General features: G+C 51.9%; 13 protein-coding genes and 1 pseudogene. 8 read left to right on the top strand and 6 right to left on the bottom strand.

Annotation, left to right across the window (positions count from 1 at the left end; translation table 11 throughout):
- The first annotated feature begins 23 nt into the window (after window positions 1-23).
- The 4 genes and pseudogenes from E5180_RS06710 (at window position 24) to E5180_RS16105 (ending at window position 3,316) form a co-directional block, all read left to right on the top strand.
- Window positions 24-266, top strand: a complete 243-nt coding sequence (locus E5180_RS06710) for a DUF2188 domain-containing protein (protein WP_138923696.1) — start codon at window positions 24-26, stop codon at window positions 264-266.
- Window positions 267-486: 220 nt separating this feature from the next.
- Window positions 487-2,079 carry an RNA-directed DNA polymerase gene (locus E5180_RS06705; RefSeq protein WP_138923695.1) on the top strand — a complete coding sequence of 531 codons (1,593 nt, stop codon included), beginning with the start codon at window positions 487-489 and terminating at the stop codon, window positions 2,077-2,079.
- Window positions 2,080-2,313: 234 nt separating this feature from the next.
- Window positions 2,314-2,574, top strand: a pseudogene (locus tag E5180_RS06700) (integrase core domain-containing protein); the annotation flags it as partial.
- 436 nt (window positions 2,575-3,010) lie between these two features.
- A complete protein-coding gene (locus tag E5180_RS16105) occupies window positions 3,011-3,316 on the top strand; it encodes a helix-turn-helix transcriptional regulator (RefSeq protein ID WP_441351439.1) in 306 nt (101 codons plus the stop codon).
- Window positions 3,317-3,467: 151 nt separating this feature from the next.
- On the opposite strand, the gene mprF is transcribed toward E5180_RS16105, so the two are convergent.
- The 3 genes from mprF to E5180_RS06680 form a co-directional block, all read right to left on the bottom strand.
- Window positions 3,468-6,068, bottom strand: coding sequence for a bifunctional lysylphosphatidylglycerol flippase/synthetase MprF (mprF, locus tag E5180_RS06690; RefSeq protein WP_138923694.1), 2,601 nt, complete (start codon window positions 6,066-6,068; stop codon window positions 3,468-3,470).
- 152 nt (window positions 6,069-6,220) lie between these two features.
- Entirely contained in the window at window positions 6,221-6,820 is a 600-nt protein-coding gene (locus E5180_RS06685) for a DedA family protein (RefSeq protein WP_138923693.1), read from the bottom strand.
- 197 nt (window positions 6,821-7,017) lie between these two features.
- A protein-coding gene (locus tag E5180_RS06680; protein ID WP_441351438.1) for an IS3 family transposase occupies window positions 7,018-8,132 on the bottom strand; the annotation gives its coding sequence in 2 pieces (ribosomal slippage) (window positions 7,018-7,874 and window positions 7,874-8,132; 1,116 coding nt in all).
- On the opposite strand from E5180_RS06680, the gene E5180_RS06675 reads away from it, so the two are divergent.
- Window positions 8,098-9,227, top strand: a protein-coding gene (locus tag E5180_RS06675) for an IS3 family transposase (protein ID WP_441351430.1) whose coding sequence is annotated in 2 segments (ribosomal slippage) — window positions 8,098-8,347 and window positions 8,347-9,227 — 1,131 coding nt in all. Because the reading frame shifts where the segments join, the coding sequence is not laid out codon by codon here. The two genes, E5180_RS06680 and E5180_RS06675, sit on opposite strands and share 35 nt — an antisense overlap.
- An 18-nt stretch (window positions 9,228-9,245) precedes the next feature.
- Here E5180_RS06675 and E5180_RS06670 read toward each other — a convergent pair.
- Complete coding sequence (locus tag E5180_RS06670) at window positions 9,246-9,407, bottom strand: transposase (RefSeq protein WP_138923690.1); 162 nt, start codon at window positions 9,405-9,407, stop codon at window positions 9,246-9,248.
- Window positions 9,408-9,646: 239 nt separating this feature from the next.
- Window positions 9,647-10,612, bottom strand: a complete 966-nt coding sequence (gene corA, locus E5180_RS06665; protein WP_171048913.1) for a magnesium/cobalt transporter CorA — start codon at window positions 10,610-10,612, stop codon at window positions 9,647-9,649.
- Between the two features lie 261 nt (window positions 10,613-10,873).
- Between corA and E5180_RS06660 the strand changes: the two genes are divergently transcribed.
- Window positions 10,874-11,485 carry a mechanosensitive ion channel family protein gene (locus E5180_RS06660; protein WP_254700552.1) on the top strand — a complete coding sequence of 204 codons (612 nt, stop codon included), beginning with the start codon at window positions 10,874-10,876 and terminating at the stop codon, window positions 11,483-11,485.
- Window positions 11,486-11,682: 197 nt separating this feature from the next.
- Here the strand turns inward: E5180_RS06660 and E5180_RS06655 are convergent, their stop codons facing one another.
- Window positions 11,683-12,012: a YidH family protein gene (locus tag E5180_RS06655; protein ID WP_138923688.1), complete on the bottom strand. Its 330-nt coding sequence runs from the start codon at window positions 12,010-12,012 to the stop codon at window positions 11,683-11,685.
- Window positions 12,013-12,339: 327 nt separating this feature from the next.
- Between E5180_RS06655 and E5180_RS06650 the strand changes: the two genes are divergently transcribed.
- Complete coding sequence (locus E5180_RS06650) at window positions 12,340-12,558, top strand: hypothetical protein (protein WP_138923687.1); 219 nt, start codon at window positions 12,340-12,342, stop codon at window positions 12,556-12,558.
- Between the two features lie 685 nt (window positions 12,559-13,243).
- On the top strand, window positions 13,244-13,642 hold the full coding sequence (locus tag E5180_RS06645) for a hypothetical protein (RefSeq protein ID WP_254700551.1): 399 nt from the start codon (window positions 13,244-13,246) through the stop codon (window positions 13,640-13,642).
- Window positions 13,643-13,703: the final 61 nt, after the last annotated feature.

Genomic DNA, 13,703 nt, shown 5'->3' with positions numbered 1-13,703 from the left:
ATTATAACAGGAGTCGGACCAGAATGGCTGATTATCATATTTCGAAGGATGCTGAAGGATGGAAAGTCATCAAAGCAGGAGGGCAGAGAGCTTCCGCTACCGCCAGCACAAAAGCCGAAGCACAGGATATCGCTAAGGGGCTGGCAATATCCTCAGGTGGCGGTGAGGTAAGAGAGCATGCATCACGAGATGGTTCGGTTCACAAAAGAGGCCAAATCATTGATAGTGATACGCACGGCAAACCTGATCCGAAAGGCAACGGCTAACAGCACTTCGGTTTTCTTCATGTTCATCGAAGTGAAAGGCCGATTTTAGACACTCTCGCGCTCGCCGCCTATAAGGCCAAGATCAGAGGTAAAGATATAACACTAGATCGGGTTTTGCTCTCACTCCGCTGGGTACCAGTGCCTCGGGGCTGCGAAGCGCGGCGAGTCGGGCCAGGCAGCGCAGCAATAGACTTTAGTGTTTTGGGTCGATAGGCAGGATGTGATCGCATCAAAACATGTGGGTAATGGTATGCCGGGCCTCGACCGACGGAAAATTTCTCAGATTGACCACGAAAGCGTGATCGCTCACGTGAAGGCCGATATTCGAAGTGATTTCATCCTTGCCCCGCACTACAATGCGGTTTTCAATCGTTCGGGCGATGATTTGTGGGATCAGTTGAAGCAGAAGCTGAGAGCAGGGACCTACCAACCGGAACTGCCAATTACTATGAGCGTTCCGAAAGAGAGGTTTTTTACGAGACCGGGAAGTATCTTAAGGCCTACAGATCGCTTCATGTATCAGGCCCTCATTGACGATATCATCGGCCAGTTGGAAGAAGGTCTCGACCGTACCCGCTCTTTCAGCCATGTCCCTTCGGGCGAAGACAATCACATGTTCCAGCCTAACTACGAATGTTGGGAATCCTTTCAGACCCACGTCGCAGAAATTTGCGACGAGAGCACTTTCCTCCTGAAGGCTGACATCGCGAATTACTTTGAGCGGCTACCCCAGCACCACCTCGTAAATTTAATGGCAGCGGCTGGCTGTGCTCCTGAAATTGTCAGTCTGCTAGAGGAAATGATGCTGGCGTTTCGCGAGCGAAACTCCTTCGGAATAATACAGGGCCTTTATTCTTCAGACGCGCTTGGTAACTTCTTCTTGTCCGATTTTGACGCATACTGCGATTTGGCAGAAGTCCCCTCTGCTCGTTATGTGGATGATATCTATATGGGGTTCGCATCGGAGGCCAAGGCGCGAAAAGGCCTCGCCAGCCTGATCGAAACGCTACGCAAGGACGGCCTGCATCTAAACGAGTTCAAGTCGAAAATCATGCCTGCCAACGATGTGATCCGAGATGAAACTGCCATTGACCGCTTGTTCGATGAGATACGTGAGGAGATTGAGGACGACCAAACCTACGAACGGTCCAGCCCGTATGGCTTTGAGGCCGAGTGGGGGGAAGAAGACGAGGAAGACGAAGAAGGCCAAAAAAGTGGGGAAGACGATCAGTATTTTGAGAGCGCAGCTGTCGGGACCTTGATAAACAACATCGGCGACTACCCGAACCAGGAGGATCAGATCGAGAAATTCTGCCTGCCAATTCTGCGGTCCGCTCAGTCTGACAGCGCACTCGAGCATGTGCTGGGAAAAATTCGTGAGAAGCCCCACCAGACGCGACTTTATTTCTCGTACATTTCCAATTTCGTGCGGACCGAGCACGATGTCGTCGATGCACTTGAGGGGCTTATAGCCGACGGGTCCGTGTCCGATTATCAACGGATGTTCTTGCTGGCGGTACTGTTGCGCGCCAGGACTGTCACGCGGGCGACGGTGAATACCGCCTTGCAATGGCTCCAGAATAGGTCAGTGGCGAAAGAGACGCGCGCCATGGCCGCAATTTTTGCCGCAAAGCACGGTGTAGCACAGCAAAAGCGAACAGTGCGCACATCTTACGAGGACGAGCCCTCCGATTATGTACGAAGCGCGATATTATATTCTTCAAGGTATCTGTCAGCCGTGGAAAAGAAGACATGCAAGCGGGCTTGGGGCGGACATAGTGAAATCAACGCGCTGATCGCGAAAGCTATCTGATTAACTTTGCCAGGGTCGAAGCTCAGATGCACTCTCGTGCAAAGCGAGCGGCGGAAGCATGATACCGACAAAGCGGGAGGGGAGATTGCCAAATATGCCACGCTGACGGGCTCCCGCGTTTATATCGATCCGCTAAAAAATGAGAATACTACTTTTAAAGACGAGAGTTTGGAAAATTCTGGGGGCAGGTCATTATCCGAACAAAGCTAGAAAAATCTAGAGGTCAGGGCCGTTGTGCGGCACAAGCCACGTCTGCTCAGCGACAACGGCTCATGCTACATCTCAGCCGATCTGGCCAAGTGGTTGGAGGATCAGAAAATGAGGCATGTCCGCGGCGCGCCATTCCACCCGCAGACGCAAGGCAAGATCGAACGCTGGCACCAGACCATGAAAAACAGGGTTCTGCTCGAGAACTACTACCTACCCGGTGATCTCGAACGCCAAATCGGCGCCTTCGTCGATTACTACAACAACCAACGCTACCACGAGAGCCTGAACCCTTATCTTTACCAGTTAGGTTGATAAAGAGTTTCATATAAGTAATAAGATACTGAATATATTATATAATATAAATTCATGCTGAAGAACATTAATGTGCATTAGAATACACATTAACTATGATTACCCACCTCAAAAGCTCTGGTTTATTAACCACCCAATACGTTCAGGCGCATGAAAACGTCAGCAGCAGGATCGCAATGAGAGGCGAACGCTCTCATATAAAGGGCCGTAGAGAGCCTCTCATTGCATGCCGCAAAGCGGCATTAGGCATATGGAAGTTCGCGCTTCCCGTCCGTAGGCCCTGTAAGCCGACAATTTTTTTTGCAACGCGATCTAATATAGAGCAAAACGTATCCACTAAAGGGAAATCCCTAATGATTATGTTGACGCAGAATGTCCCTATCGAGGGTGTTCTTTTGGAGAATCTGAGATGCCGCCTAAAGCACCCCTTTCGAAAGATCAGGTTAGTCGCCGTCGGACAGAGTTGGCTCGAAAAGCCTGTGACGGCGAATTAGTACTTCCTCAGGCTGTTCGCGAGATGCGCAATGCAATCGATATGACGCAGGCAGAATTCGCCCGCCATTTTGGCTTAACTCGGAAGCAAGTTATTGATCTGGAAAACGGGAAAGGCAATCCAACGCTCGAAACCCTAAAGAAAGTTAGTCGCCCCTTTGGCTTTCAAGTAGGTTTTGTTCGGACGGATACCTTTCCGGAAAGGCTGAGAGAAAGCGATTGAACTAGATCCGGTTAGTCGCGGCCCATGTATCTTATCGTTTATTTTCTTACCTAAATGCAGCCCACCCAATCCTTTGGCGCGCCAAATGACTGTACAATCCGATTGGCACTGGCAAAGCCATTCTGTTTTAACGGTGCGAAACATGGTTGCTTCAACTCACAACGACAACTTTGCGCATGCCACCTGCTATCAGCGCAGCCGCGTCGGTGGCGATAAGCAGTATGTTTGCTCGTGCAGGAGCTACGAGGAACCGGGGCTCCCATTCGGGATCAAATTTGTCTTTGAAGTTTCTCAATCCATTAAAGTTGTAGAAGTGCCCACCGTGTCGATAGACAAGCGCACCCAATTTCATCGTCCAGCGACTACCTCGTCGGCCTTCTAGGCCCGACAGAGGAGCCATTCCTAGGCTGAATTTGGAAAATCCATCCGCTTTCAAGTTCAACATCAGATCGGTGAAAAGGTAATCCATCAAGCCCGAGGGTGCATCACTGACATGCCGCATCAGATCTATAGTGGCCGTCTCTTTTATCTCGGTCATCAGGACATTGGCAAAGGCCACGATGCGCCCGTTATGGCGTACAACGGCAATAGGGAACTGACGCAGATAATCTTTATCAAAGCGACCGACGGAAAACTGCTTTTCCGAGCTATTTTTGTCCTCCAGCCACTGATCCGAAATCTGTTGCAGCACGTCCATGGTTGCATCGTCTATGGGTGCATTCAACATCTCGAAACTGAGGCCATCCCGGCCCGCTCGATTGTAGGCTGTGCGGAGTTTCTTCCGGTGGCTGCCTTCAAGTGAGAAACTAGACAAGCGCACGACCGCTTCTTCGCCCATTTTGTGCATGGCTAGACCCATTTCGACCCAAAGGGCCAGATTGTCAGCAGCAACCTCATAGAATACCGGGCGCGCATTTGCAGCGTTGGCCGCATCGACAAACTCCCACGCCAATTGAGCCGCCTCGTCTGGGTCACCAACGGGATCGCCAAGCGCGATCCACGACCGGGCCTGAACCCTGTACATCAAGAAAGATCGGCCGCTATCGGAAAACAGCAATGACTTGTCCCCTGTCAGGGCAAAGTTCGCGTCCGGGTTGGCTTGTGTTGCAATGATTGTACGCGCCAGCGCCGTATCCTCAGGGGTGGCCAGTTCTGCTGCAACCTTTGGTGGCCGCAAAGCGGACAAAAGCGCGAAGAGACCAATAAGAAGCGCGCCGACTAGTCCTGCGCGCGTTGCCCGTGGCGCGGATTGATCAGCAGCGAACTGCCACCACAGTTCATGACTATAAGCTGTTGCCTTATAGGCGAAAAAATAAACGCCGAGCCCCGCAACGATTATTGACCCCAATAGTAAAGCCCAACGAAGCGACAGGGGGTTTCTCGTCAATCGCGCGCTCCGGTAGAATTCGCGCTTACAAGGCAGCAGGATAAAGATCATCACAAAAAGGATGAGCGCCCTTTCATAATCAAGACCGTGAAATAGCGATGCAACTATCCCGATCGCCAATGAACCGACAGCCAGCCACCAAGCGCCTTCGATACGCCGCATCATGCCATGCGCAATGATAAGAAGGGCCGCGCCGATGGCGCTGGACAGTAACGCGCCGCCTTCGACAAACCCCAATGGAAGGAGCAGCTCCATGTCTTCAGCAACCTCGCTTGACGCGGGAATGACCGCTGAAAGAAGCATGAAAACGCCGGATACGAAGATCATGGCCGACATGGCCAGCGGCACAATTGAACTAACCGCGCCGAACACTGGCGCGAAGGCTTGCATCTGTGGTGACTGGACCATTGTGCTCGCCATGCGCAGTTCGGTCAGTGCCAGAAGAACAAGGGCTAGCCCGAAGGGCACAAGATAGTAGATCAAACGGTAAAGCAGTAGTCCGGCAGCCGCCTGATCGACAGGAACAGAGGCGGGGAGCGCCGTGATAATGATGGTTTCAAACACACCGACACCACCAGGTACATGGCTGGCAACTCCTGCAAAAATTGCCGCCGAAAAGACAGCCAGAAACGTGGCAAACCCCATGTCGTTGGACGGCAACAGCAGATAGAGAACGGTCGCAGCCATGAGAATATCAATGGCGGTGAATAACAATTGACCAGTCATTAGCCCTGATGAAGGTGTCTGAAAGCTATGCCCGCGTACGGTAATCTGTGACTTTTGGACAGCGAGTGCCGCCAACAAACCGAGCGAAACGATCAAAGCAACGATACCGACCCATCTGAGGGCGTGCGGACTGATTGATGTGAGGGATTGCAGAGCAAATGGATGGTAGGCGAGCGCCCCGAAACCGACAATCATCGCCCCAAGACCGAACGACAAAGATCCAAAAACCGCGATGGCTGCGATATCGTATGCTGTAAGCCCTAATGACGAATAGATACGATAGCGCACGGCACCGCCGGTCACGGGGCCTGCCCCCAACGTATTTCCAAGAGCGTATCCTAGAAATCCTCCGGTAGCCACAACTGGAAAGGGTAGCTTCTTGCCAATATATCTTAAGGCGGACCAATCATACCCAATCAGTGCGGCGTAGCCCGTGAACATCGCCAGAAGCGCAAGTGCGATGATGTGCCAAGGCGTTCCACGGACCTGATCCATAACTTCCCGGAAGTTTACTGGCTTCAACAGGTGGTAAAGAGCGAAAGCTCCGAGCGTGAACAATACCGCGGTCAGAATATACGGCGCGATCGGCTTTAAACGCGTCCAAATTCCGGTTGATCGTGCGAACTCTGAAATCGTCACCGCGGCCCCTTTAGATCTGGCACATTTTCAAAACTTCTGCCGCCACCACATATAGCCCAAGTAACGAGCGGTCTGACATTGTCGGCCTTCCGTGCCAACCGCGTGGCAGAGGTTAGCCGCTTGCTTCTAGCGCATCAACTGACGTCAGCCTCTCACCGGCGCAGTAAATGCCGTATCAGCCGAAAAATGTAGACGCCGATCAAGCTTACTACCACGAGGGTCGAAACCGGATCGACCCAAACCGCAACGGCGTCATACTGAGCTTGCAACAAAAACCCCGCGGCTGCGAGCAAGCCCGTCCAAATCAAGCTGCCGAGTGTCGTGAATATCAGAAAGGGCCTGAGCGGCATACGTGCAATGCCGGCAGGTACCGAGATGAGCGTACGCACCCCCGGGATCATCCGACCGAAAAAGACCGCGCGCCAGCCATAGTCACGAAACCACAATCCCGCGCTGTCCACGTCTTTTGCAGAAAGCGTAAGCCAGGCACCGTGCCGTGCGGCGAACCGCTGCAACCGTTCCTCGCCGATCCAGATGCCAATGTAGTACCAAAACAATGCACCAAGTACCGAGCCGATGGTTCCGGCGAGTATCGCTGCAGGTAGCCAGAGTTGACCTTCCGCCGATAAATATCCAGCAATGGGCATCACGAGCTCTGACGGGATCGGCGGGAACACGTTTTCCGCAAGCATGAGGGCAGCTACGCCAAAATGACCGAGACCACTCATCCAAGTGGCAATGATATTGAACATGTTCACTCTTCCCAAGCCTCTGGGAACCGCGTCTAAAGCGGCACCCTAAGTATCTAGGCCACAGCTACGTTAAAGGGCTCTACGCCGACCTGACGGAGAGATTACGGATTGGTAATGGTAGATATCCGGGTTTGAGTGAAGTGGTCCTGCTTTTTAAGACAGGTTTGCGGCTCAGCTAAGATGTAATCTGGTTGGTTTCATGCGGCCTTCTGCGTCCGTTCTGTTGTGAAGAATGCGTCGTCGGGTGATCGTTTGTCGAGAGCGGTGTGAGGCCGCTCGATGTTGTAGAAGCTGATCCAATCTTTGATAACGCGTTTGGCTTGGAACCCGTCCTGCAATTCATGCAAGTATACGGCCTCCTGTTTGAGGGATCGCCACAGCCGTTCGATGAAAATGTTGTCGAGATAACGGCCACGCCCATCCATCGATATTTTGATGTCAGCGTCAGTCAAAGTGGTGATCCAGGCTGAACCTGTGAACTGCGATCCTTGATCGGTATTCATTATTTCGGGTTTACCATATCCGGCGATGGCTTCTTTCAAGGCTTCGACACAGAACCCGGTATCCAACGTGTTCGATAGCCGCCACGCCAGCACCTTGCGCGTCGCCCAGTCCATGATCGCCACCAGATATAAGAAGCCACGTCGCACGGGGATGTAGGTAATGTCACTGCACCAAACATGATTGGGTCGCGTGATCGGCAGGTTTCTCAGCAGGTAGGGATAAATGCGATGCTGAGGATGCCTCTTGCTGGTGTTCGGGCCTCTGTAGATGGCCTGTAGCCCCATGATAGCCATCAAGCGGCGCACACGATGCCGACCTGCATAGAACCCGTTTCTGGGCAAATAAGCTGCGATCTGGCGGCTGCCAAAAAACGGGTATTTGGTGAACACCCGATCAATCTCGTTCATCAATTCCAGCGTCTCAGCATTCACACCGACTGGCGTATAATAAAGCGACGACCGGCTAATCTTCAGCAACTTGCACTGCTTGGTCAGGCTCAGGTCTGTGCGGTCAGCGTTGATCAGCGCCTTGCGTTCGGTCGGGCTCATCGCTTTAGCCCTTGTGACAAAAAATCGTTTTCGACCGCCAGCTTTCCGATCTTGGCGTGAAGCTCTTTGACCTCAGCTTCGTTAACTTCGGCCCGCCGGACCTTATCGGAAAATACCCCGGTCAGCCCATCAATGGCCTGTCGCTTCCACGTCGTCACCTGAAGTGGTCCGGCAAAACTGGACAGCGTGCTAAGATGTATCCAACCTTGAAGACAGGATACACAAATGACGAAGAGACGCAGTTTTTCAGACAAGTTCAAAGCTACTGTGGCACTCGAGGCGCTACGTGGTGACAAGACCGCGCAAGAGATTGCAGCGAAGCACAAGGTTCATCCAACGCAGGTGACGACGTGGAAGCGACAGGCCATTGATGGGCTGACCGGGGTATTTTCCGATAAGGTCCGGCGGGCCGAAGTTAACGAAGCTGAGGTCAAAGAGCTTCACGCCAAGATCGGAAAGCTGGCGGTCGAAAACGATTTTTTGTCACAAGGGCTAAAGCGATGAGCCCGACCGAACGCAAGGCGCTGATCAACGCTGACCGCACAGACCTGAGCCTGACCAAGCAGTGCAAGTTGCTGAAGATTAGCCGGTCGTCGCTTTATTATACGCCAGTCGGTGTGAATGCTGAGACGCTGGAATTGATGAACGAGATTGATCGGGTGTTCACCAAATACCCGTTTTTTGGCAGCCGCCAGATCGCAGCTTATTTGCCCAGAAACGGGTTCTATGCAGGTCGGCATCGTGTGCGCCGCTTGATGGCTATCATGGGGCTACAGGCCATCTACAGAGGCCCGAACACCAGCAAGAGGCATCCTCAGCATCGCATTTATCCCTACCTGCTGAGAAACCTGCCGATCACGCGACCCAATCATGTTTGGTGCAGTGACATTACCTACATCCCCGTGCGACGTGGCTTCTTATATCTGGTGGCGATCATGGACTGGGCGACGCGCAAGGTGCTGGCGTGGCGGCTATCGAACACGTTGGATACCGGGTTCTGTGTCGAAGCCTTGAAAGAAGCCATCGCCGGATATGGTAAACCCGAAATAATGAATACCGATCAAGGATCGCAGTTCACAGGTTCAGCCTGGATCACCACTTTGACTGACGCTGACATCAAAATATCGATGGATGGGCGTGGCCGTTATCTCGACAACATTTTCATCGAACGGCTGTGGCGATCCCTCAAACAGGAGGCCGTATACTTGCATGAATTGCAGGACGGGTTCCAAGCCAAACGCGTTATCAAAGATTGGATCAGCTTCTACAACATCGAGCGGCCTCACACCGCTCTCGACAAACGATCACCCGACGACGCATTCTTCACAACAGAACGGACGCAGAAGGCCGCATGAAACCAACCAGATTACATCTTAGCTGAGCCGCAAACCTGTCTTAAAAAGCAGGACCACTTCAACCTGCGTTGGATGAACCTTGTGCTTCGCTGCAATCTCTTGCGCGGTCTTGTCACCACGTAGCGCCTCGAGTGCCACAGTAGCTTTGAACTTGTCTGAAAAACTGCGTCTCTTCGTCATTTGTGTATCCTGTCTTCAAGGTTGGATACATCTTAGCACGCTGTCCAGTTTTGCCGGACCACTTCAGAGGGCGCGATTGGTCTCGCGAGCTTAAGTGTGGACCAATGCAACCGATGTTCGGGAAATGCCGCAAGAAGTAAATGATGCTATTCGCTGTCCCAAACGTGACATCGCAGAGCTACTGCTGGCTCAAGAGTACCCGCATTAGCTGCACTCTGGGACTGCTTATAGCCGTATGGCTAGTCGGCGTCTGGGTAGCCGGCACGTGGATCAGCGTTAGACCGACCGAAGAGCCAACCGAGCCTCCAAAATATGAACAGCATGGTAATGGCGGTAGTGACCATCAGGCCAATTGCATAAAGATAGCCGAAACGCCAACCGAGTTCGGGGAGATTGTAAGGTGACCCCCGATCAAAGTTCATTCCGTACAGGCCTGCAATGAAGGTCATCGGAATGAATATTGTCGCGATCATCGTCAAGACCTTCATAACTTCGTTCATTCGATTAGAAAGCGACGACAACTGTAAGTCGACAAGCCCTTGCGCGGTTTCCCGATAGACTTCGACCATATCGAGAAGCTGAAAGGCATGATCTGAACAATCCCGCAAATAGGGCAACAAATCTGTATTTATCTGGGGCGTATCATCATGCTGAAGTATGGCTAACGCGTCACGCATCGGCCAAATCGCATGTCGCAAAACCAAAAGATCGCGTTTTAACATATGGATGTTGCGCATCGCACCATCACTGGGATTGTGCAAAATGCGTTCTTCCAAAGCCTCGATCAAATCGCCCTGTTCTTCCAGAGCAGGAAAGAAACTGTCGACCACTGCATCGCAGATAGAATAAAAGAGATACTCGCTAGAGTTGCGCATGCGCCCCTTGCCGCCAGCCAAGCGCTTACGTACGCCGTCAAGGCAGTTGCGACGCTGTTCGCGTAGCGTAAGAACAAAATCCTGACCCAAAACAAGTGTAATCTGATCCGTGAACGGCTGGTTTCTGACCGGCATTCGCAGAACGGTTTGGACGAGGTCGCCATCAATATCTGTGTGGGGACGCTGGTCCAAGTGAAAGAAATCCGCGATCGAAAGATCACTGAGCCCTAAATTCTGAGCTAGTTTCGAAATTTCCGAGTCATTCTCAAGCCCAACAATGTCAATCCAACGGAACTGCCCCACTTGCGCGGGCAGCAGCCGGTCTTGCACTTCGTATGTAGTTGCACCGTAGACATGCGTGGTTATCTCAGTTGGATGGGCGTTCTGTGGTGCAGTAATCTCAACCGGAGATCCCCCAACCGGTCGACTACGCCGCCTCAAATGACTGAGTCGCTTCGCGCTCCGAAATCGTGATTTATACTCGATATGAATCTCCCCTCTATTTTATCAGTTTTTTTTCGAAAGCATGTACTTGGTCAAGACTGAAGATGTAGGTGCGGAATGAAATGGCAATGGCTATAGTCTTAGCTCGTGAAGCTTCATCTAGATACATGGTCGGGGGCATTAGCATTGGCTATTTTGTTCTGGGTTGGCGGGCTGCTTTTATCGTGGACACTACATCGCGCAATCTGGTTGGTGATAGAACGCGATCGCGATCAACGCATTGACCGTATGACTGCACGCTTTCGATCCAAGGTGGCAAGCGTCTTCGTCTGGCTCATAATTCTGATGTTCTATGCCCATATGTTTCCAGCGCTGGACCGCCTCAGCACGGCACTTTTGGCCAGTGTCTTTGTTGCCACGATCGTTATTGGCCTCGCCGCTCAATCGACGCTCTCCAATTTCGTTTCGAGCCTCAGCCTAATCTTTTATCGTCCGTTTCGCCTTGGCGATCGTATTCAGATCAACGCGCCGACGGGGCTAGAAACGGGAGTCGTTGAAGATGTTTCACTTGGGTACACAATCCTGCAAACTTTCGACAACCTGTGGGTGATCATTTCAAACTCGGTAATCTCCAACACTGTGACGGTCAACTTGACAGCAGTACACCCGCAATCGTGCCGTTCTCTATCGGCTACGATGCGGATATCGACAAAGCCCGAACGCTCACATTGGCATTTGCAGAGACTCATTCGCAGGTAGAATAGGTGGCTGGATGCCCGGTGATGTCGCCAGGCACGTCCAGTGTCGACATGAATTTGAGAGTCTGCTGCCCTGACCCGGTGATTGGGGCCGGCGTCAAATACGACCTGACCGAAGCGGTCAAAAAACGGTTCGATACGGGAGGTATTGAGATACCCTTTGCATACCAAAATGTCGTCGTGAAATCGTTGCCAACGTCAGCCCCCGCGCGCAAGCCCGAGAAGAAAGACGAAAATTGTTAACAGCAGTACTGCCAACATGGAGGAAAACAGAACTTCGATTGGGCCGAACATGGACCGCCCCGCATCTGAACGCTCAATTTGTCGTCGGATAACCAAAAATCGCAACGATGCGAGGGCCACAAGCACTGCACTGGAGATCACTAATGCCAGCCCTGTCCATGTATCATTAGCGTTGCTGGGCAATCTCTCAATAACAATTCCGAAGCCAGCAATTGCGACAGCGGTTCTGATCCACGATAGATAGGTTCTCTCATTTGACGCGTGGTCTTGAAATTTTTCGATCACAATATTTCCTCAATAACCTAGGCCAGTATAACCTACAGCTAGTTTTGCTTCATCAAACTGAGATCAGCCACTTGCAATGGTTCTATAGGCGACATGCCTACTTCCTGTCATCGTGGCCTTTTCTGTCGCTGACAAAAACATCGGGGCAATGCTCGGCTTTCGTGGCGTGGATTGTTCTGTTCGTTGCGAATTTATGCGCGGACTGGAACATCTTGGTTACCCGGAAATTCAGCGCCGTAGCTTATTACATCGTTGTATTGTTACCGTCAGGCCGCGACATGGGATGCCACCCATATTCTTAGTGTAAGAAACAAGGAGATCTGACTTATGGAACGTGTAAAATCAATTCTGGCAAGTATCCTCTTGGCCGTGATCGTATTCGCCGGGTTCGGCTTTGGGGTTATAGCCATTGGTTTCGCGATCGTGCTCGGTGGGGCATTCGCGCTTGCTCTCCGCTTGGCTGCACCCCGTATTTTGGCCGAAGCCGAGAAACGCGCATACGCTGATCCGGTCGGGCCTTTTAAGGCGCAGCCTGCTTCTCTCTAAGACCAATTCTACAGCATACCAGCGGCGGGGACGTTCCCTGCCGCTGGTCGTTTGGGCATCCAAAACTAGCGCCATCCCTTTAAAAAACCGGATCGGCTGCAAGGATCTAGTTTTAGCCAAGTCGTGAAATCACGCCGCACATAATACCGCATTGAACACCGGAATTCTTCTACAAAACATATTGTTGGCCACTGGTCAGACTGAATTTTCCACCAAAGAATGATCGCCCGACTTAGTTTGGCAGACATCAAAATCAATTCACTGGCGGTAGTCCTCGCCGCAAATTCGCTATTCCCTTCAAATGCGGAACAGCACGATGGTCGTAATCCCATACATTCTGGCTGCCGTTATCTCATATCAACAAGGAAAATGATTGGGTCAGTGGCAGTGATCTTACCAGCAATCTCCCTATTTTCCTTTGTTCAAACTGTTTCCGCCGTCTGTGTACAGACATAGGGACTTCCGAACTTCTGAGCTTCTGAGCTTGTGGGTTGCGAGAGTTGACTGGCCAGACCACACCAAATCCGGCCATCCATAGACACACGCTCAATGGCAGACACTTCTGTGCGGAACGAGACTTCGAACCTTACATAGATGTAATGCGACAGTCAGTCGTTCGAGAATGTGGCCACCTACATAAGTCTCATCGGACGGGATGATCCCGCCCAACATCAAGGAGACGAACATGAAACGTAACAAATTCGCACTGGCAGCCACCTCTGGTCTTGTCGGACTCTCGGTTCTCGCCGGGTCGATGGCATATGCTGCCGGAAACTCCGACGCAAAATCGGCGGAAGAACTTAGGCAGTTCCTGACAGCCAATCCTGAGGTCGCAGCAGTCGTCGGAGACGTCGAAACCAAGACTGGCGGAAAAGTAATGGAAGCCGAATTCGATGACGAAACCCAAGGCAATGGTGTCGTCGAATTCGAGGTCGTTATGGCGGATGGGTCCGAACAAGATATCCTGTACACTTTGGCTGACAACTCAATGACCGTTAACGCCGAGGATCAGGATGATGATGATGGCGACGACGACGCCGAAACTGACGACGATGCTGAGAACGAAGCCAACGACGACAAGTAAGTCGCAAACATCTGATAAAGGTGTAAGAATGCTGATGGCCTCGCTTACGGGGCCATCAGAA

Origin of the sequence: Sulfitobacter sp. BSw21498 (assembly GCF_006064855.1) — a bacterium.
Lineage (GTDB): Bacteria > Pseudomonadota > Alphaproteobacteria > Rhodobacterales > Rhodobacteraceae > Sulfitobacter.
This window is presented reverse-complemented; position numbering and strand designations above follow the sequence as displayed.

Excerpts from the sequence above, each read along its gene's own strand:
- E5180_RS06710 (WP_138923696.1), top strand. The coding sequence starts at position 24 with ATGGCTGATTATCATATTTCGAAGGATGCTGAAGGATGGAAAGTCATC.
- E5180_RS16105 (WP_441351439.1), top strand. The coding sequence starts at position 3,011 with ATGCCGCCTAAAGCACCCCTTTCGAAAGATCAGGTTAGTCGCCGTCGG.
- E5180_RS06685 (WP_138923693.1), bottom strand. The coding sequence starts at position 6,820 with ATGTTCAATATCATTGCCACTTGGATGAGTGGTCTCGGTCATTTTGGC.
- E5180_RS06670 (WP_138923690.1), bottom strand. The coding sequence starts at position 9,407 with ATGACGAAGAGACGCAGTTTTTCAGACAAGTTCAAAGCTACTGTGGCA.
- E5180_RS06650 (WP_138923687.1), top strand. The coding sequence starts at position 12,340 with ATGGAACGTGTAAAATCAATTCTGGCAAGTATCCTCTTGGCCGTGATC.
- E5180_RS06645 (WP_254700551.1), top strand. The coding sequence starts at position 13,244 with ATGAAACGTAACAAATTCGCACTGGCAGCCACCTCTGGTCTTGTCGGA.